The sequence below is a fragment of the Undibacterium parvum genome, assembly GCF_003955735.1.
Classification (GTDB): Bacteria; Pseudomonadota; Gammaproteobacteria; order Burkholderiales; family Burkholderiaceae_D; genus Undibacterium; species Undibacterium parvum.
The window spans coordinates 4,333,885-4,351,441 of record NZ_CP034464.1 but is presented as its reverse complement, the minus strand read 5'-3'; the positions used below and the strand labels follow the sequence as shown (position 1 = coordinate 4,351,441).

The window sequence follows — 17,557 nt, the reverse complement described above, 5'->3', positions numbered from 1 at the left end:
TCTACACACCACAACTGCGGCATCCCTTATAAAATAGCAACTCACATTCTTAGCGATTCCTATCGCATTCGACCTTAGGCATACGCATGACAGACAATGCAGCAATCAAAGTACTTATCGCCGATGAACACGCCGTGGTACGCGAAGGTTTAAAAAGTATACTCGCGAGTACCGACGACATCCGCGTGGTTGGCGAGACCAACTCAGGGCTGGAAGCAATACGCTTGTCGCGCCAAATGGCGCATCAAGTACTGATACTGGAAATATCCCTGGCAGATAAGAGTGGCATAGAAGTACTTAAGCAGATTAAGAACGAATTGCCTCAGACCGCCGTGATTATTTTCTCCGCACACAAAGAAGATCAGTTTGCAGTGCGCGTCCATAAAGCAGGCGCTTCTGGCTATCTGCACAAACTAAGTAGCGCACTTGAAATCATCAATGCGATTCGGCAAGTAGCGGCGGGCTTAAAATATATTAGCCCTGCACTGGCGCAAGAGTTGGCGAATAATCTGACCCAAGAGTACGAGGGCGAACTCCATAAGACTTTGTCGGATAGAGAGTTCCAAACTTTACGCATGATTGCCTCCGGCAAATCTGTCAGCGATATTGCCAAAGAACTGTCCTTGTCAGTCAAGACCATCAGCGAGTACCGATCAAGAATATTACTCAAGATGAAATTACGTCATAATGCAGAACTGACCCACTATGCAATCAAGCGCCAACTGGTTGAATAATCAGGTTAGCCGTTCAAGAATTGCTCAAGTGCATTGAGATCAAATAGCATCCATATCAGACGGGAAGCAGCCATGTCAAAGAAACCAAGTGAAACCTCGTTTAAAACGCCGACCGACATCGCCAGAGAAACGTTTCGCCGCTTGGCCATAGAGCGCATCGCCCCTACCCCTGAAGCCTATCGCAAGTTATATACCGAAATCTCCGGGGTTCCAGATGAAGCTGAGGCGATCAGCGCCATTACTGCCACAGACTTAGCCCCTAGCGAGGCAGAGAAACTGCTCAGCGGTTTTGCACAGAGTTTGCAACAGTCGCAAGGCGAACTCGCCAATTTCGGCCATCGTTTTAGCCGTGCCATCAATAGCGGCGACTGGGAAGATTACAGCAAAGGCTTGAATCAACTGGCGGAAAAAGTAAATGTAAAACCAGCTAGTGCAGGAATCAGCTTAGTTGACCCCTTGCCGGTCGCAGCCCCGCGCATCTCCTTGGTCGACGAGGGTGCGCTTCCAGATCAACGCCCACAGATACTCAAGGATTTGCTGTTTCGAACTTTAAGCCTGGCTCTTACCTCACTCTTGAAACCAAACCCAGAATTGGCAGAAGAAGCCGAGGCACTGGGGCGCGCAGTCAAAGCGGCAGAAAATGAAGGCAGCCTGAATCAAATCGGCAATCGCCTCAAACAACTGTGTTTTCAGATAGAACTCAAGAGTGGCGATACCGCCGAGCAGCAAGAACTCTTGCTACGCCTCTTTGGTTTATTACTAGAAAACGTCAAAGAACTGCTGGACGATGATAATTGGCTAAGCGGTCAAATCGCAGTGATACAAAGCCTCATTGCCGGCCCTATCGACCATAGAGCGCTGCAAGAGGCAACGCGTAGTCTGAAAGACGTTATCTACAAGCAAGGTGTTTTAAAACATAGCATCGATGAGTCTAAGACTTCGGTCAAGAATATGATGGCGACCTTCATCGACAGGCTCGATGTAATGACCAATAGCACCAGCACCTACCACGAAAAAATCGCCAACTACTCCAAACAGATCAGTAATACCAGAGACACCGGAGAGGTTAATCAATTAATCGGTGCAATACTGGACGAAACCCAGACCGTGCAGATAGAGACCATGCGCTCGCACGACATCATGGTTGCGGCGCAAAAAGAAGTCAAAGAATCCGAAGTCAGAATCAAAGAACTAGAAGATAAACTCGCTCACATGAGCGAACTGGTCAGAGAAGACCAACTCACCGGCAGCTTAAATCGGCGTGGACTGGACGATGTGTTCGAGCGCGAAGCGGATCGCGCCGATCGTCGTGGCACGCCACTATGCGCAGCCATGCTCGACCTAGATAACTTCAAAAAACTAAATGATACCTATGGCCATTCGGCTGGCGATGAGGCGCTGGTGCATCTGGTACGCATCGTCAAACAGACGCTGCGCTCTATCGACGTGATCGCGCGTTACGGCGGCGAAGAATTTTTAATCGTGATGCCAGAAACCACGCTGGACGAAGCAGCCATGGCAATGACCAGGGTACAACGCGAGCTCACCACCCATTTTTTCTCAGCCAATGATCAGCGCCTGTTTATCACCTTTAGTGCCGGTGTTGCCCTACGTGCACCACGCGAAACCCAAGACGCTACCATCAAGCGCGCCGATGCCGCCATGTACGAAGCCAAAAAGACCGGCAAAAACCGCGTAGTCAAGGCCGCCTGAGCATTTTTTATAAGGCATGCCGCCAAGGCGCATAGTCCATGCGGCCTCCAGGCCAGCATGCCCGCAAACCCGCATGGAATATGCGCAAGCGGGCATGCCCTATTTATTTTTACGACACCTAAGCCGTTCGCTGCCGCAAAGGGTAAAAACGCCGAGCACAATGCCCCGCGCATCCACCCACCAGCGTCAGGTCGCCGCTTACCGCCAATGCTTAGCCGGCACTGTAGATTAAAGTAGCTGTGCAAAGGGCTCTAAAATCGCTCTCGTGCTGCCCCTCCACCGGGTTTTCATAGAAAAACCAGCTAAAAATAAAGCTTTTTTAACCCTAAAGTATTTCTAATTCTTGTCGATGAACGGTATAAGAGAAAAAACTTAAGGCAAAAAAAACATATTTATTTCCGATAAGTAATTAAATATTTCAGAACATCGTCCGTTACCAAATTCAACGGCGGTCCGAAAGTAAAAGTAAGACAGACCAAAGTTTAAGGCGTATCGCCAAATTTGAATAACTTAGTCAAGGAGTATTAAAATGTCCTCAGTAATCAACACCAATGTCCCGTCGCTCAATGCTCAGCGCAATCTTACTTCATCGCAAAATGCCCTGACGACGTCGATTCAACGCCTCTCCTCCGGTCTGCGCATCAATAGCGCCAAAGACGATGCAGCAGGTTTGGCAATTTCTGATCGGATGACAGGTCAAGTCAATGGTCTCAATCAGGCAGCACGTAATGCCAACGACGGTATCTCGATGACGCAAACTGCTGAAGGCGGCTTGTCGACCACTACAGATCTGTTGCAACGCATGCGTACTTTGTCAGTACAGGCTGCGAATGGTACGAACTCTGCATCGGATCGTGCTTCTATACAACAAGAGGTAGGCCAAATCCAGCAAGAGATCAACCGCGTTGCCGGCACCACTCAGTTTAACGGCCAAAACGTACTCGATGGATCATTGAATAATGCCCAGTTCCAGGTTGGCGCTAATGCCAACCAAACAATTAACTTCTCCATCGGTAGCGCTCAGGCAAATGCTATTGGTAACAATGCTGTAGGCCCCAACGCAGCAACAGCCGCAACGACATTATCTCAAGCGCATTTGGGTGCCGCTACTGGAGTAATTGCCGCCAACGTCTTTTTAGCGCAAGCAATTACGGTTCAAGGTAATGGCACATCTGCAACCATTCCAAATACTACTTTAACAATCGGCTCGTCCGCTCAAAAAGTTGCAGCAGCGGTCACAAGTGCGGCAGGAACCACGGGTGTTTCAGCAACTGCAACTACTTCAGCAACTTTAGCGGGCTTCGTAGCAGGCAATGTTAGCTTGACCTTACAAGGCGCACCAAAAGCCAATGGCAATGCCAATCCAGTCACCGTTTCAGCCACATTAGCTACAGCGACTGACGTAGCGGGTCTCGCCAATGCCATTAATGCACAAAGCGGACAAACCGGCATCACTGCGATCGCCAACTTGACCACTGGGGCAATCGACTTAGCCCAAGACAAGGGTTATGACATCGGTGTCTTCAACGGAACTGCACAAACGGCCATTACAGTCACGGGCACGACTAGTGCGGGCGCAGCTGGAACCCCGGTAACTTTAACAGCATCAGGAACTGCAACTGATACAGCAACAGTTGGTGGCACAGTGAAATTTAATTCAGCCTCTGCATTTACGGTGTCTACCAGTGTAAATACCTCAGGTATTTTCGATGTTGCCAATGGTGCAGTTGGTAGTACTTTGAGCGCAGTAGCATCGATTGATGTAACGACTCTCACTAACGGCATACCAACTGGTGCAAATAACGCTTTACAAGTGATTGATTCAGCGATTGCCAACATCAGTTCCTCGCGCGCTTCTTTGGGTGCTTTGCAAAATCGTTTCAGTACCACGATCAGCAGCCTGCAATCAACTTCTGAGAACCTCAGCGCTGCACGTAGCCGCATCTTGGATACTGACTATGCCGGTGAAACAGCCAGCTTAGCCCGTAATCAAGTGTTGCAACAAGCAGGTACAGCAATGTTGGCACAGGCTAACGCCCTGCCAAATGGTGTATTGACACTATTACGTGGTTAAGATCTAAAACAGCAGTAATATGTAACTAAGATGTAGATGTGCGACCCGGCTGAGCTCATTCAGCCGGGTTTATACAATGGAGAATTTATCATGGAAATCGGAGCAGTGGGCAATCTCGCCACACCCACACCACGGGCGGTTGATGCTAGGCAACCGGGCACGACACCTGCGATTACCAACACCAAAGCGGCACCAGTGCAAACTGCAGAGGCGGTCGTGAGGGCAGCGCCGACACCCACAGCAGAACAGGTAAAACAGGCGGTGAGCGACATCAATAAATCGATGCAATCTCTATCCCAAGGCATAGAGTTTTCTATCGATACAGACAGCAAACAAAATATCGTCAAAGTCATCGATCCGCAAACCAAAGAAGTCTTACGTCAGATGCCCACCCAAGAGGCACTAGAAATCGCCAAGGCGCTGGATCAAATGATAGGTAAATTGATCAAAGAAAAAGCATAAGTTGTTCGCTACAAAGCAATATGCGTTTTAGCATGCGCTCATTGGCAAGCTTAGAATAGACCCAGAATTCCGCTTCTAACATTTAATTTAGCAATGGCAATAGGCATTTATAATTTGGTTTTCGTCAGGAGTTTACTGTGAGCATCTCATCACCAGGTATAGGTTCCAACCTCGATGTCAATGGCCTCATCAGCAAATTGATGGCGGCCGAACAGCAACCTATCGTGGCACTGAATCGCAAAGAGGCTAGCTACCAAGCCAAGCTCACTGGCTTTGGCACTCTTAAAGGTGCAATTTCTCAATTCCAGACTTCCGTCAGCGCACTTTCTGACATCAGTAAATTTCAAGCGGTACGCGGATCCACTGCCGACGCTAGCGTCGCATCAGTGAGCGCATCAACGTCGGCTGCAGCAGGTAGTTACTCTTTAGAGGTGAGTAAATTAGCCCAATCCCAAAAATTGGCGGCAGTCGGCCAAGCTAGTGCGACTAGCGCTATCAGTAATGGCGTCATTACTTTTGATTTTGGCACGGTCGATCTTGGCCCTACCGGAAGTTTCGATCCTGTGACAGGCAAGTATAGCGGTGCGGGTAGAACATTCACTAGCAATGGTGCGGGTATTAAAACTGTCACGATAGACGCCACCAACAATTCACTCTCTGGCATTCGCGATGCCATCAATAAGGCCAATGTCGGAGTCACTGCCACGATCGTCAATGATGGCGGCACTTCGCCCTATCGCTTAGCCTTATCGAGCACCGGCACAGGTAAAAATAATAGTTTAAAGATGTCTGTGGTGGACGACGCGCCCGGCACCAGTACTGCCTTATCGACCTTGCTAAATCACGATCCAGCCAATGCGCAAGCGCTGGCTGAAACCCAAACTGCGCAAAATGCCGAATTTAAGATCGATGGTATCGCCATATCGAAAGCGAGCAACACGGTCAGCGATGCCATTTCTGGCGTAACGCTCACACTACTAAAAACCAATGTGGCGAGCGCCACTACGGTGACGGTAGCACGTGATACAGCCTCAATTTCTACCGCGGTAAATGCCTTTGTGAAGTCTTACAACGAAATTAGTAAGACCCTTAAAGATGCAGTTGCGTTTAACTCAGAAACAAAAGCCAGTGCAATATTAAATGGAGAGTCGAGTTTACGTTCAATAGAAACGCAAATCCGCGGCGTCTTAAATGCACCGGTTGTGGGCGGCACCAATTCATTCACCAATCTATCTAAAATCGGCATTACTCTGGAAAAAGACGGCACCATGACACTCAATAGCGCAAAATTGCAAAGCGCTATTGATAGTAATTTCGGAGATTTCGCAGGACTCTTTGCGGTCGCTGGAAAAAGTAGCGATAGCTTGGTCGCCTATTCTGGCGTAACTGATAAAACATCCCCTGGCGCTTATGCCGTCAACGTCACTCAACTCGCCACCAAGGGTAGCACCACAGCCTCCGGCGCACCAACGAGCTTGCTGATCGATGCCAGCAATGACACGCTGGACGTACAGATAGACGGCAAAACTGCCACGATTAAGCTTGGACAAGCTACGTATGCGAGTGCGGCCACTTTAGCTGCTGAAATTCAAACGAAAATCAATGGTGTTGCTGCGTTTGCCTCTGAGGGCTCTAGTGTTGCGGTCACCTCTACAGGTGGCATTTTAAGTATAACCTCAAACAAATACGGCTCGGTTTCTACCGCGAATATTACAGCTGGCAATGGTGCTGCAAACTTAAACCTTGGCACAGGCGTTGCTGGGTTGGATGTCGCAGGTACCATTAACGGCACTGCAGCCGTCGGGCTTGGACAAGTCCTGACTGGAGCCAAGAACAATGCCGCAGAAGGAATAAAACTTACGGTCACTGGTGGCAGTTTAGGCGATAGAGGCACAGTTAATTATTCCCAAGGATATGCCGCTCAATTTAATAAATTAACCACCACTTTTCTCGCTTCTGACGGTCTCATTTCAGCACGCACCAATGGTTTAAATGCGTCTTTAAAATCCCTGACAAAGAGCCGGGAATTAGCCAACGCCAATCTAGTTCAAATTGAGAAACGCTACCGCATCCAATTTGGATCATTAGATACAATGCTCAGCAAAATGACGAGTACCTCTAATTTTCTAACTCAGCAACTCGCCTCACTTTCTAAATAGCAGTTCGTTAAAATATCGATTAGTGTTAGGAATATTATGTTTGGATCAACTAAGACACGCGGGGCAAGCGCCTATGCCAAAGTAGGCATAGAGACAGGTGTGATTTCCGCCACCCCTCATAAGTTGATAGTCATGTTGTTTGATGGCGCAATTACGGCAATTTCAAATGCCTTAAGCTATTTAGAGGCTGGGAATATTCCTGCGAAAGGGCTTTCGATTTCGAAAGCAATAGCGATCATAGAAAACGGACTACGCGCCAGCCTAGACAAAAAAGTTGGCGGAGAAATTGCCATCACTCTGGATGCGCTATATGAATATATGAGTCAACAACTGCTGTTCGCCAATTTACATAATGACCCATCTAAACTCACAGAAATTCGGGAGTTATTGAGAGATTTAAAAATTACATGGGAAACAATTGCTCCCATTCCCGCTGCAGTCACCGAGTTACCAAAGCAGAGCTATGATGCATTGGCACCTCGTCCAACCAACCATCTGGAGGCTTGATTCATGTTGAATAGTATGGAAATGATTTCTATCTACGAAAATGTCGCTGAAATTACCGACCGCATGCTCAATGCTGCGAAATCTGCTGACTGGGATCTACTGACAGAGTTGGAGCGCACGTGCTACAACAGCGTACAAGAAATTCAAAACAAGGATACCAATCTTGAGTTGCCTTTAGAAATAAAGAATAAAAAAATTGCCATCATCAAAAAAATACTGGCTGATGATAAAGAAATACGCGACATTACTGAACCTTGGATGTTGCAATTATCCAAGTTAATGAAAAATTCAGAGTCGAATCGCAAACTATCTCAGAGTTACGGCAACGATTAAATCTTTTGACTATTCGCTACGATTGAGTCTACACCATGCTGCCAAGGGTCGACATTAATAGTAGGCCTGGCGTCACCATCGAAGCGCCTTCCGCTTCGGCTGTCATTACTGCGACCAAACAAGAAGTCGCATCAAAATTAAGCCAACTCGTCATTGGTAAGCAAATTCAGGGAGAAATACTCTCTCGCCGCAATGATGGTACGTTCTTTGTCAAAATAGCCGGTGCGACCGCACGCATGGCCTTGCCACAGGAGTCAAAAGTAGGCGACGCTATTCCCCTCACCTTGCTTGCAGTTAGCCCGCGTCCGACCTTTTTACTTGGAGGGCACGGCGATCGCACTTCTGTGGCGACCTTCGCCCAGCAAGATCTGATTAAGAATTTTTTGCCCGATAGCAAAGCAAATAAGGCCGCTACACTTCTCTCAAAAACGAATACTGACAATTCGGGTTCATATATCCTCGACATAGCAACCGATACAACAAGCACGATTGCAAATTCAAAAACCTTAGTTCAACTCGACCAACAAGCGAGTGCTAGTGCAACAACATCACTCAGCAATGCCGCAAAGCTCATCAATAGCATATTGAAAGAGGCCGAGTTGCAGGGGCCAAACGCCACTCTGGTGTCGAAGACAATGATATTGCAAAATAGTGAAGAACTTACCAACCCAGAGAAGCTAGCTAGCCGCTTACAGCAATTTGTATCTGGCAGTGGTTTGTTCTACGAGTCTCATGTTGCAAGTTGGGCCGAAGGAAAATTCATCAAAAGTAATTTAATGCAAGAGCCACAAGCACAAATGAATAATGCGGCATCGGTCAATTTTGCGAATGCCACACATAGCGATGACACTCAAGCACAACTCTCTCAACTGATTCACCTGCAGCTTGATAGCTTGGAGGAGCAAAGACTGTCCATGCAAGGGCGTTTAATCCCAAATCTCCCGTTTGAATGGAAAATTACACGCGATCAAAACCACGCCGGCACTAGTCAGAACGAAGCTGATGCCGATGGACAATGGCAAAGCGTAGTTCGATTTGAATTACCCTTGTTAGGCGTAGTGGCGGCCACCATTAATATGCATGCTGGACAATTGCAGCTTTCATTACGCTCAGATACCGTCAACACAGTTCACACCCTGCAAGAGCATGCTCCCGAATTGATTGAGGCACTCAACAATGCGGGCTCTACTTTGCAAGCGATCAGTGTGAAACATGACGAACAAGTCTAAACCAATTCAAACTGCAGTAGCGATTGCCTACCAGGCTGGAGATAATGCACCTAAGGTCGTCGCAAAGGGCAAGGGCCTCATCGCTGAAGAGATCATTTCCAGGGCAAAAGAACATGGCGTCTTTATCCACCAGTCGAAAGAATTGGTCTCGTTACTCATGAAGGTCGATCTGGACCAGGATATTCCACCAAATCTCTATCGGGTTGTTGCAGAACTATTAGCTTGGCTATACCATATCGAGACTGAAAAAAACTCTGGGCTATCGACACCGCCCAAATAGCCTAGCCGGGATGTGCAAAGCTTCGTTTTTTTGATGCATGTCCATATAAAACCTTACCAACATTAGCCCTCACCTATGCAATCGTCGCCCCCATCCCTTGGTACAGAAAATCAACACCCATTTCAAGTCGATTCCCGACGTGAAATAATCGCCTTGATGCGCGGCCTAAAGGAGAGCAACCAGTTCATCAGCATGATGATCTCGGGCGGAGCAGAAATTTTTATCACTACCGTCATCGATGTCGACGATACCAACAATTTGCTCGTTATAGATTGCGCCCCAGGTCAATTAGCCAATCAGCGCATGATAGAAGCACCAAGAGTGTATTTTGAAGGTCTACTAGATAAAATAAGCATACAGTTCTCGTCGAGTAGCATACAAAACACTAGCATCGATGGGCGCCCGGCATTGCAATTAGCCATACCAACCAGTTTGATACGCTTACAAAGGCGTGAGTATTACCGCATCAACACACCGCTATCTAATCCTATACGCTGCACTATCCCATTAGACGAAGATACAGGTATTGAAAGCGTACAAATTTCGCTGGTCGACATTAGTTGTGGTGGCATCGCTTTATTAGATGACCGCAAAATACTCGGCAACGAAATTGGGACGATTTATGAAAATTGCAAGATAGATCTACCGGCTACTGGCATGATTAACGTGAGCTTGCAAATTAGAAGCACTCAGGATTTGATACTTCTAAATGGAAAAAGCAACCGCCGACTTGGATGTCAGTTTATTAATCTCTCAAGCGCAGTCTTGGCGAGCATACAACGCTACATCATGAAACTAGAGAGAGAGCGCAACGCGAAATTAGCTGGACGCATATAGCTCGCATCATTTTGCATAGATTCAAAGACCAAGAAAATCTACTCCGGCTGCGCCCCGCCCTTTTTGCCTAGTCTCAAATTCTATATTTGCATATTCATGATGTCATGGTATGCAGAGATCAATTTATTTCTAACTTGTATCGTGGTTTGAAACGAGATGTTTGCCTTTTGCATGGAAATCATCACATCAGACAGACTCACCTTATCATCACCGAGCGCAAATTTTTCACCTAACTGCTGAGACGAACTTTGTACGCGATTCACTTGATCCAAAGAAGCTTTCAAGGCGTCCGCAAAATCTAACCTCCCAGTAGCCTGAGTGCCTGGACTGACGCCATCGAGTCCATTTGCCTCCATGCGCGCGCCAGCCGCTTTTAATTGCGCGACCATTGCCTCGATGCGACTAGTATCGATTCCACCTACTTTCATTTTCACCTCCAATTTTTGTCACTTCAACACCTTAACACCAGGTAATGATTAGCTTGCAAGGATTAGAAAGGGAAATAAGGCGTTTTTCTTGCATTTGATTTCGCTAAATAGGGTCAAAATTAGTATCAAGGAAAAAACCCCAAATGGAATTAGAAATGCAGCGAACTATTTACACCGACACCGAACTAGAGGCGCACCATGGCAACCGCTAACGATGCAACATTAGCGACACCAACGCCCGTGATACCTGGATTTGCAGGTTTTTCGCAAGTACCAGGTATGCGCACCATCCTATTATCTGTCGGTGCGGCGGTAACCTTAGCGATTATGGTAGGTGTATGGATGTGGGGTCAGCAACCCGATTACCGAGTCCTCTTTTCCAACTTTAATGATAGAGATGGTGGTGCCATCGTGGCGTCGCTGCAGCAGATGAATATTCCTTACAAATATTCAGAAGGAGGTATCGCCATCTTGGTACCCTCCAATCAAGTGCACGATGCCAGACTAAAGCTGGCGTCGCAGGGTTTGCCAAAAGGTGGAAACGTCGGTTTTGAATTAATGGAAAACCAAAAATTAGGAACCTCACAATTTTTGGAACAAGTGAATTTCCAAAGAGCACTAGAAGGTGAACTTGCACGTTCTATCCAAGCGGTCTCAGCAGTCCAGACTGCACGTGTTCACCTGGCCATCCCGAAATCATCGGTGTTTGTTCGCGAACAGCAAAAACCAACTGCCTCTGTCCTTCTCAATCTATACCCAAGTCGTGCGCTCGATCAACAACAAGTAAATGCAATTTTGCATCTAGTTGCCAGCAGCGTGCCCGAGCTTTCTTCGAAAAGTGTGACAATTATTGATCAAAATGGAAATCTTCTATCAGACCCAAGCAAACAGGTGACCGGCAATAATCTGGACCCTACACAATTAAAATATGTACAAGAATTTCAGCAAAACATCGTCAAGAGAATAGAATCTATTATTTCCCCTATCGTCGGCTCCCGCAACGTGCACGCGGAGGCAACGGCAGATATTGATTTTTCTCGTAGTGAACAGGCGGCCGAAACATATCGCCCCAATTCACCACCAGAAGCCTCCACCATGCGCAGCCAACAGAGTAGCGAATCTTACGTCAAGAATGCCAACCCATCCGGCATACCTGGAGCTCTATCGAACCAACCACCGGTCCCCGCTACCGCGCCAATTATCGCGCCTGGCGCCGCCAATCAAAGCAGCACTGCCTCCAATACTGGCTTAACACAAAAAGACTCAACTACCAATTATGAGGTTGATAAAACCATTAAGTACACCCAACTCCCTATGGGTGGAGTGAAAAGATTATCCGTGGCAGTGGTTATTAATTATAAAAATGAGACCGATAAAGCTGGAAAAGTGACTAGCCGAGCATTAACCGATATCGAAAAAACCCAGATCAATGACCTGGTTCGAGAAGCGATGGGCTTTAACAAAGAACGCGGTGATACTTTAAATATAGTCAACAGCCCTTTCGCTGGGCCAGAAAAAGAGAATCTGGTTGAACTGCCGATTTGGAAGCAACCCGACACCATACAAACGGCAAAAGAAATAGGAAAATACCTACTCACTGCTTTAGTTCTTTTATACTTGTTTTTCGGCTACCTGAAACCTATGCTTTACAAGATCATGGGGAAAGAGATAGACAAAACAAAACAGGCTGAGGAGATAGAAGCAAAAGCTGCCGCTGACGAAAAGCAAAAATTAGAAGCCGGCATGGATGATGAATTAAACGAAGATGGCTCTATCGTCAGCCTGACACGCGATGCAGACGGGAAAGTGATAAAACCCATGTCCAGTTACGAAATCAATCTGGATATGGCAAAGCAGCTGGCAGCAAGTGATCCTAAAATTGTGGCGAACGTACTTAAGACATGGATAAATAATGAGTGACGAAGGCGTACAAAAAGCGGCAACTTTAATGCTAGCACTTGGCGAAGATGGGGCGTCAGAAGTGATGAAGTATCTTGGACCACGAGAAGTGCAAAAAATTGGCGCGGCCATGGCTGTTATCGGGGCTATTCCACATGAAGCAATCGCAAAAGTATTGGAAGAGTTCAAATCGGTCGCCGACTTAAGCTCGTCGGTAGGCTTGGACTCGGACGAGTACATACGTAATGTGTTGACCAAGGCGCTAGGTGACGACAAGGCAGCCTCATTGCTAAACCGGATCTTGGGCGGAAAAGACGCCAGCGGGATCGAAAGTCTAAAATGGATGGACTCACCCTCGGTCGCCGAGTTAATCAAAAATGAGCATCCACAAATTGTCGCCACAATTTTGGTCCATCTTGAAAGCGATCAAGCATGTGAAATTTTGAATCAATTTACTGAGCGCCTAAGAAATGATGTCATCTTACGCATTGCGACACTCGATGGTATTCAGCCTGCCGCTTTACGCGAACTCAATGACGTTTTGACCAAGCTACTTACGGGCAATGAAAGTCTAAAGAAAAAATCTATAGGTGGAGTGCGCGCTGCGGCAGAAATTTTGAACTTCATGAGTGGCGAAAACGAAGCTTCAGTGATGGAAAATCTGCGCAAATACGACGGTGACATGGCCGAAAAAATCATGGATGAAATGTTTGTATTCGATAATATTCTTGAAATTGACGACCGGGGTATACAGTTATTACTGCGCGAAGTGCAATCCGATTCCCTGATCGTCGCACTCAAAGGCGCCAACCCGGATATGCGCGAAAAAATATTCAAGAACATGTCGCAACGTGCCGCTGAAATGATGCGCGAAGATTTGGAGTCAAAGGGGCCGGTGCGTTTATCAGAGGTAGAGGCGCAACAAAAGCAGATACTCTTAATCGTTCGTCGCCTCGCCGACGAAGGGCAAATCATGTTAGGCGCAAAAGGCGAAGATTCTTATGTCTAGCATGATACCTAAAGGCGAACTATCCGCTTTCCAACGGTGGGAAATGACCTCGTTTAACGAAGTAAAACCAAGCCAACTGGCAGAGCAAATTGACCAGGCTAAAATACGCCAGGATGGTGCCAATGCACTAAGAGAGCAAGCGCGCACAGAGGGCTATGCACAAGGTTATCAGGAGGCTTACGCAGCTGGGCTGATAGAAGGAAAAAATGACGGCTTTGCAGAAGGCAAGGAAGAGATGGGTGTTCAGATCGCCCAAATGCAAGAACTGGTGATGAATATGTCTGAGCAAATTGGCCTGGCAAATCGAGATATCGGCCAGGATTTGCTAAACCTCGCCATTGAGCTTGCTCAGGCAATGACCAAAAATACTCTAGTGGTAGATCCCGAAGCCATTATACCTATAGTCAAAGACGCGATTGAGCACATCCCCTCGATACAGCAGCCAGCACAATTAATCTTGCACCCAGACGATGCTACGATTATTAAAAGCCACATGGGTGATGATCTGGAAAAGGCTGGATGGCGTATCAAGTCCGACTTCCATATTGAACGTGGCGGTTGCAAATTAGAAACAGCCCATAATCTGCTGGATGCGACGGTCGGCACTCGCTGGCAAAGACTAACAGAAGCGATCAATAAAAATGACGTTACGGCTAATCAACTATGACACAGGCATTCTCTACCCAGCCTTGGAAAACCCTACTCGCCGAAAGCAAAGAGCAACTTGCTAGTCTACAAGCGACGTCCTTGGCCGGTCGCGTAACCAAAGTAACTGGTCTGGTGATGGAGGCAGTAGGACTTAAATTACCCGTTGGTAGCGCATGTGCAATTCATTTATCAAACGGCGTGAAAATTGATGCTGAGGTAGTTGGTTTTGATGGCGAACGGCTATTCCTCATGCCACATAGCGACTTAGACGGCGTCACTCCCGGTGCCGCAGTATTTCCGGTCGAAGCAATTAAATTAGAACACTCCAAGCACCCGAAACGTAGACCAAGCGACCGCAGCAGACATTTACCGGTAGGTTACGAATTATTAGGGCGCGTGCTTGACGCCAATGGCAAACCTTTAGACTCACTCGGTCCCTTGCTGGCAAAGGACTCCGCCCCTTTAGGTGCGCGTATCTACAATCCCTTAGAGCGGGCGCCAATCAAAGACACGCTAGATGTCGGTGTCAGGGCAATTAACAGTATGCTCAGCGTAGGTAGAGGTCAGCGGCTCGGGCTATTTGCTGGTTCTGGGGTCGGTAAGAGCGTATTACTTGGCATGATGGCGCGCTATACAGCTGCCGACGTGATCGTGGTTGGCTTGATCGGCGAACGCGGACGCGAGGTAAAAGAATTTATTGAGCAAATCTTAGGAAATGAAGGCTTAGCACGCTCGGTAGTAGTCGCGGCACCGGCCGACACCGCACCCTTAATGCGCTTACAAGGGGCAGCCTACGCCACCGCGATCGCAGAATATTTTCGAGATCAAGGCAAGAGCGTACTGCTAATTATGGACTCACTGACACGCTATGCTATGGCGCAAAGGGAAATTGCACTGGCTATCGGTGAGCCTCCAGCGACCAAGGGCTATCCACCGTCGGTATTTGCAAAGCTACCAATTTTGGTGGAGCGCGCTGGAAATGGCAAAGAAGGTGGTGGCTCTATTACCGCCTTTTATACAGTGCTTACTGAGGGCGATGATCAACAAGACCCGATCGCAGATGCCGCCAGAGCGATACTTGATGGACACATCGTACTAGATAGAAATTTAGCCGAAAGTGGGCATTATCCAGCCATCGATATTGAACAGTCCATCAGTCGCGCCATGCATAGCATCACTGAGCCTGAGCATCAGCAGCTTTCCCGGCGCTTAAAACAACTTTACTCACGCTACGAGCGTAGCCGCGACTTAATCAGCGTCGGTGCCTATGCGGCTGGAGCGGACCCCTTACTCGATGAAGCAATACGGCTCTACCCACGGATCGTCGCCTTTCTTCAACAGGATATACTAGAAAAATCGACCATACCCGAAAGCTTGGCCGAACTTAGGGCTCTATTCCACGTATAGCCGCCGAAAATAGCAACTATAATTAAGCTGATCATGGTGAAATAATGCAAAAATCCCCTATCAGCACGCTAATAGAATTAGCAGAAAAAAATTCCGATGAGGCAGCCAAGCGTCTAGGGAAGACGATTCATGCTCACGAAGAAACAGAAAAACAATTGCAGCTCTTATTGCAGTATCGGGACGACTACCAACAGCGTTTTCAAGATGGCGCTGCTAAAGGCTTAAGCGCAGCCCAATATGGAAATTTCATCTCGTTTATTTGTAAACTCGACGGCGCTGTCGATGGCCAGAAACAAGTTGTTCGCGACGCAGAATATAAAATTACGATGGCACGAACTGTTTGGCAAGAAAGCGAGAAAAAACGTCTTTCATACAATACCTTACATGGCAGAACACAAACTGCACTACAAAAAAAAGAAGCCAAACGGGATCAAAAAAATACTGACGAGCATGCGGCGCGATCTTTTTTTTACAAACGCTAAGAAATTTTTAATTAATAAATTCGAACACTAAGAAACGTTTTTTCTATCGTCTATTATTTTGGCAGCCATCATGAAATCTTCCGCGATTTTCGCTAGCAATGAAACTCTGAGTAGCGCGACTAAGCCGCTAAAACCTAGCGCCACCGCGGCTACTCAAACTTCATTTAATCAACTTTACAACAAAGAAATTTCCAATAAAAATACGCTTGAGGCGACAAAAAAAATAGAAAAAAGTAGCTCGCCTAAATCGGAGAAAACACCAAGTAAAACTCCCGACACATCAAATGCAGTTATGCCAAATGAGAATAATGGCGCCAAGGATAAAGAGTGTGAAATGGCAGCACTCCCAACGCCCGAGACCAATTTAGGCATAATTTCTTTGTTAAGCAATACTAGCCAATTTGCCTCAAACATATTGACGTCTACGTCAAGCGAAACCCAGTCACAAGGGTTGGATGTTAGCATTACAGGAAACAATTCATCGAAAGATCTGGGTCAACAAGCTGCCGATTTCGATGCATCAAAATTAGCTGAAAAAGCCCTGCAGACCTCAAGCACCGAATTTCCTCATGCTGAAGAATCCAAACTGGATGGAAAAATCGGCGACACCGGATCAGCGAAATTGAGTGGCGAAGAAAGTAAACAAGTGATGAGTGGCACGGAGACGCCAACGATGACGAAAAAAGTGGCTACCGAAGCCAGGGATGCAGTCGCAAATTCAACGGCGGAAAAAAAGCTCATTCCTTTGGAAACCCAATTCGACAGAACTTTAGAAGCTCAAACTCGCTCCTTAGAGTCAAGCAAAGAGCTGCAAACGGCGCCAGAACCGGTCACTTCTAACATGCAAAATTTAGCTCAAGCAGCTTTACTGAGCAATACTCCTGAAGCCATCACTGCCACTAAGACAGCATTAACACCTCATGTGGGAGCTAATGGCTGGGATAAAGCCCTAGGTCAAAAAGTCGTCTGGATGATAGCGGGCCGAATGCAATCGGCGGAGCTTAGCCTAAACCCTCCGGATCTAGGGCCATTGCAAGTAGTGATTAAAGTGAGTAATGATCAAGCCAGTGCGAATTTTTTCTCTGCACAACCGGAGGTTAGAGAGGCGCTAGAGTCTGCACTACCAAGATTACGGCAAATGCTAAATGATGCGGGCGTGCAACTATCCGATTTTTCAGTTGGATCCCAAGCATCGCAACAAGGAAACGCTTTTTCAGATGGCCGTTCCAATTTACCACGCCATGCTATTGGCCAGAATAGCGCGAATGAAGCGAACGCAGTTAAGCAGTTGCCGATACAGGTAAAAACTGTGAGCAAACAAGGTTTGGTTGACACCTTCGCTTAAATTTCCCTCCA

General features: G+C 47.1%; 17 protein-coding genes. 16 read left to right on the top strand and 1 reads right to left on the bottom strand.

Going from position 1 to position 17,557, the window contains the following annotated elements:
- Positions 1–86 precede the first annotated feature (86 nt).
- The 10 genes from EJN92_RS19045 (at position 87) to EJN92_RS19000 (ending at position 10,328) form a co-directional block, all read left to right on the top strand.
- Positions 87–734, top strand: a complete 648-nt coding sequence (locus EJN92_RS19045) for a response regulator (protein WP_126129275.1) — start codon at positions 87–89, stop codon at positions 732–734.
- 72 nt (positions 735–806) lie between these two features.
- Positions 807–2,447: a GGDEF domain-containing protein gene (locus EJN92_RS19040; protein ID WP_126129274.1), complete on the top strand. Its 1,641-nt coding sequence runs from the start codon at positions 807–809 to the stop codon at positions 2,445–2,447.
- 529 nt (positions 2,448–2,976) lie between these two features.
- Positions 2,977–4,521, top strand: a complete 1,545-nt coding sequence (locus EJN92_RS19035; protein ID WP_126129273.1) for a flagellin N-terminal helical domain-containing protein — start codon at positions 2,977–2,979, stop codon at positions 4,519–4,521.
- A 90-nt stretch (positions 4,522–4,611) separates the two neighbouring features.
- Positions 4,612–4,983 (top strand): flagellar protein FlaG, encoded by a 372-nt coding sequence (locus EJN92_RS19030; protein ID WP_126129272.1) that lies wholly within the window; start codon positions 4,612–4,614, stop codon positions 4,981–4,983.
- A 137-nt stretch (positions 4,984–5,120) separates the two neighbouring features.
- Positions 5,121–7,142, top strand: a complete 2,022-nt coding sequence (gene fliD / locus EJN92_RS19025; protein ID WP_126129271.1) for a flagellar filament capping protein FliD — start codon at positions 5,121–5,123, stop codon at positions 7,140–7,142.
- A 36-nt stretch (positions 7,143–7,178) separates the two neighbouring features.
- Positions 7,179–7,649, top strand: a complete 471-nt coding sequence (fliS, locus tag EJN92_RS19020) for a flagellar export chaperone FliS (protein WP_126129270.1) — start codon at positions 7,179–7,181, stop codon at positions 7,647–7,649.
- 3 nt (positions 7,650–7,652) lie between these two features.
- Entirely contained in the window at positions 7,653–7,982 is a 330-nt protein-coding gene (locus EJN92_RS19015; protein WP_227869608.1) for a flagellar protein FliT, read from the top strand.
- A 35-nt stretch (positions 7,983–8,017) separates the two neighbouring features.
- Positions 8,018–9,211: a flagellar hook-length control protein FliK gene (gene fliK / locus EJN92_RS19010; RefSeq protein ID WP_126129269.1), complete on the top strand. Its 1,194-nt coding sequence runs from the start codon at positions 8,018–8,020 to the stop codon at positions 9,209–9,211.
- The gene (locus EJN92_RS19005; RefSeq protein WP_126129268.1) at positions 9,195–9,491 is read left to right on the top strand and encodes an EscU/YscU/HrcU family type III secretion system export apparatus switch protein; all 297 of its coding nucleotides are present in this window, start codon (positions 9,195–9,197) and stop codon (positions 9,489–9,491) included. Before fliK ends, EJN92_RS19005 begins: the two co-directional genes overlap by 17 nt.
- Before the next feature lie 75 nt (positions 9,492–9,566).
- Positions 9,567–10,328 carry a flagellar brake protein gene (locus tag EJN92_RS19000; protein WP_126129267.1) on the top strand — a complete coding sequence of 254 codons (762 nt, stop codon included), beginning with the start codon at positions 9,567–9,569 and terminating at the stop codon, positions 10,326–10,328.
- An 80-nt stretch (positions 10,329–10,408) separates the two neighbouring features.
- Here EJN92_RS19000 and fliE read toward each other — a convergent pair whose 3' ends face one another.
- Complete coding sequence (gene fliE, locus EJN92_RS18995) at positions 10,409–10,756, bottom strand: flagellar hook-basal body complex protein FliE (protein ID WP_126129266.1); 348 nt, start codon at positions 10,754–10,756, stop codon at positions 10,409–10,411.
- 198 nt (positions 10,757–10,954) lie between these two features.
- On the opposite strand from fliE, the gene fliF reads away from it, so the two are divergent.
- From fliF to EJN92_RS18965, 6 genes are all read left to right on the top strand, one after another.
- Complete coding sequence (gene fliF, locus EJN92_RS18990) at positions 10,955–12,676, top strand: flagellar basal-body MS-ring/collar protein FliF (protein ID WP_126129265.1); 1,722 nt, start codon at positions 10,955–10,957, stop codon at positions 12,674–12,676.
- Positions 12,669–13,664 (top strand): flagellar motor switch protein FliG, encoded by a 996-nt coding sequence (fliG, locus tag EJN92_RS18985; RefSeq protein ID WP_126129264.1) that lies wholly within the window; start codon positions 12,669–12,671, stop codon positions 13,662–13,664. Before fliF ends, fliG begins: the two co-directional genes overlap by 8 nt.
- Entirely contained in the window at positions 13,657–14,331 is a 675-nt protein-coding gene (locus EJN92_RS18980) for a flagellar assembly protein FliH (protein ID WP_126129263.1), read from the top strand. The genes fliG and EJN92_RS18980 overlap by 8 nt, the downstream gene beginning before the upstream one ends.
- Positions 14,328–15,719, top strand: coding sequence for a flagellar protein export ATPase FliI (fliI, locus tag EJN92_RS18975; protein ID WP_126129262.1), 1,392 nt, complete (start codon positions 14,328–14,330; stop codon positions 15,717–15,719). The genes EJN92_RS18980 and fliI overlap by 4 nt, the downstream gene beginning before the upstream one ends.
- Before the next feature lie 44 nt (positions 15,720–15,763).
- Positions 15,764–16,201, top strand: a complete 438-nt coding sequence (gene fliJ, locus EJN92_RS18970; RefSeq protein WP_126129261.1) for a flagellar export protein FliJ — start codon at positions 15,764–15,766, stop codon at positions 16,199–16,201.
- 70 nt (positions 16,202–16,271) lie between these two features.
- Positions 16,272–17,546: a flagellar hook-length control protein FliK gene (locus EJN92_RS18965; RefSeq protein ID WP_126129260.1), complete on the top strand. Its 1,275-nt coding sequence runs from the start codon at positions 16,272–16,274 to the stop codon at positions 17,544–17,546.
- Positions 17,547–17,557 lie beyond the last annotated feature (11 nt).

Coding starts and splice junctions, on each gene's coding strand:
- EJN92_RS19045 (WP_126129275.1), top strand. CDS start 87: ATGACAGACAATGCAGCAATCAAAGTACTTATCGCCGATGAACACGCC.
- fliG (WP_126129264.1), top strand. CDS start 12,669: ATGAGTGACGAAGGCGTACAAAAAGCGGCAACTTTAATGCTAGCACTT.
- EJN92_RS19030 (WP_126129272.1), top strand. CDS start 4,612: ATGGAAATCGGAGCAGTGGGCAATCTCGCCACACCCACACCACGGGCG.
- fliI (WP_126129262.1), top strand. CDS start 14,328: ATGACACAGGCATTCTCTACCCAGCCTTGGAAAACCCTACTCGCCGAA.
- EJN92_RS19005 (WP_126129268.1), top strand. CDS start 9,195: ATGACGAACAAGTCTAAACCAATTCAAACTGCAGTAGCGATTGCCTAC.
- EJN92_RS19015 (WP_227869608.1), top strand. CDS start 7,653: ATGTTGAATAGTATGGAAATGATTTCTATCTACGAAAATGTCGCTGAA.
- EJN92_RS19000 (WP_126129267.1), top strand. CDS start 9,567: ATGCAATCGTCGCCCCCATCCCTTGGTACAGAAAATCAACACCCATTT.
- fliJ (WP_126129261.1), top strand. CDS start 15,764: ATGCAAAAATCCCCTATCAGCACGCTAATAGAATTAGCAGAAAAAAAT.
- EJN92_RS18980 (WP_126129263.1), top strand. CDS start 13,657: ATGTCTAGCATGATACCTAAAGGCGAACTATCCGCTTTCCAACGGTGG.
- fliK (WP_126129269.1), top strand. CDS start 8,018: ATGCTGCCAAGGGTCGACATTAATAGTAGGCCTGGCGTCACCATCGAA.
- fliE (WP_126129266.1), bottom strand. CDS start 10,756: ATGAAAGTAGGTGGAATCGATACTAGTCGCATCGAGGCAATGGTCGCG.
- fliS (WP_126129270.1), top strand. CDS start 7,179: ATGTTTGGATCAACTAAGACACGCGGGGCAAGCGCCTATGCCAAAGTA.
- EJN92_RS18965 (WP_126129260.1), top strand. CDS start 16,272: ATGAAATCTTCCGCGATTTTCGCTAGCAATGAAACTCTGAGTAGCGCG.
- EJN92_RS19035 (WP_126129273.1), top strand. CDS start 2,977: ATGTCCTCAGTAATCAACACCAATGTCCCGTCGCTCAATGCTCAGCGC.
- fliF (WP_126129265.1), top strand. CDS start 10,955: ATGGCAACCGCTAACGATGCAACATTAGCGACACCAACGCCCGTGATA.
- EJN92_RS19040 (WP_126129274.1), top strand. CDS start 807: ATGTCAAAGAAACCAAGTGAAACCTCGTTTAAAACGCCGACCGACATC.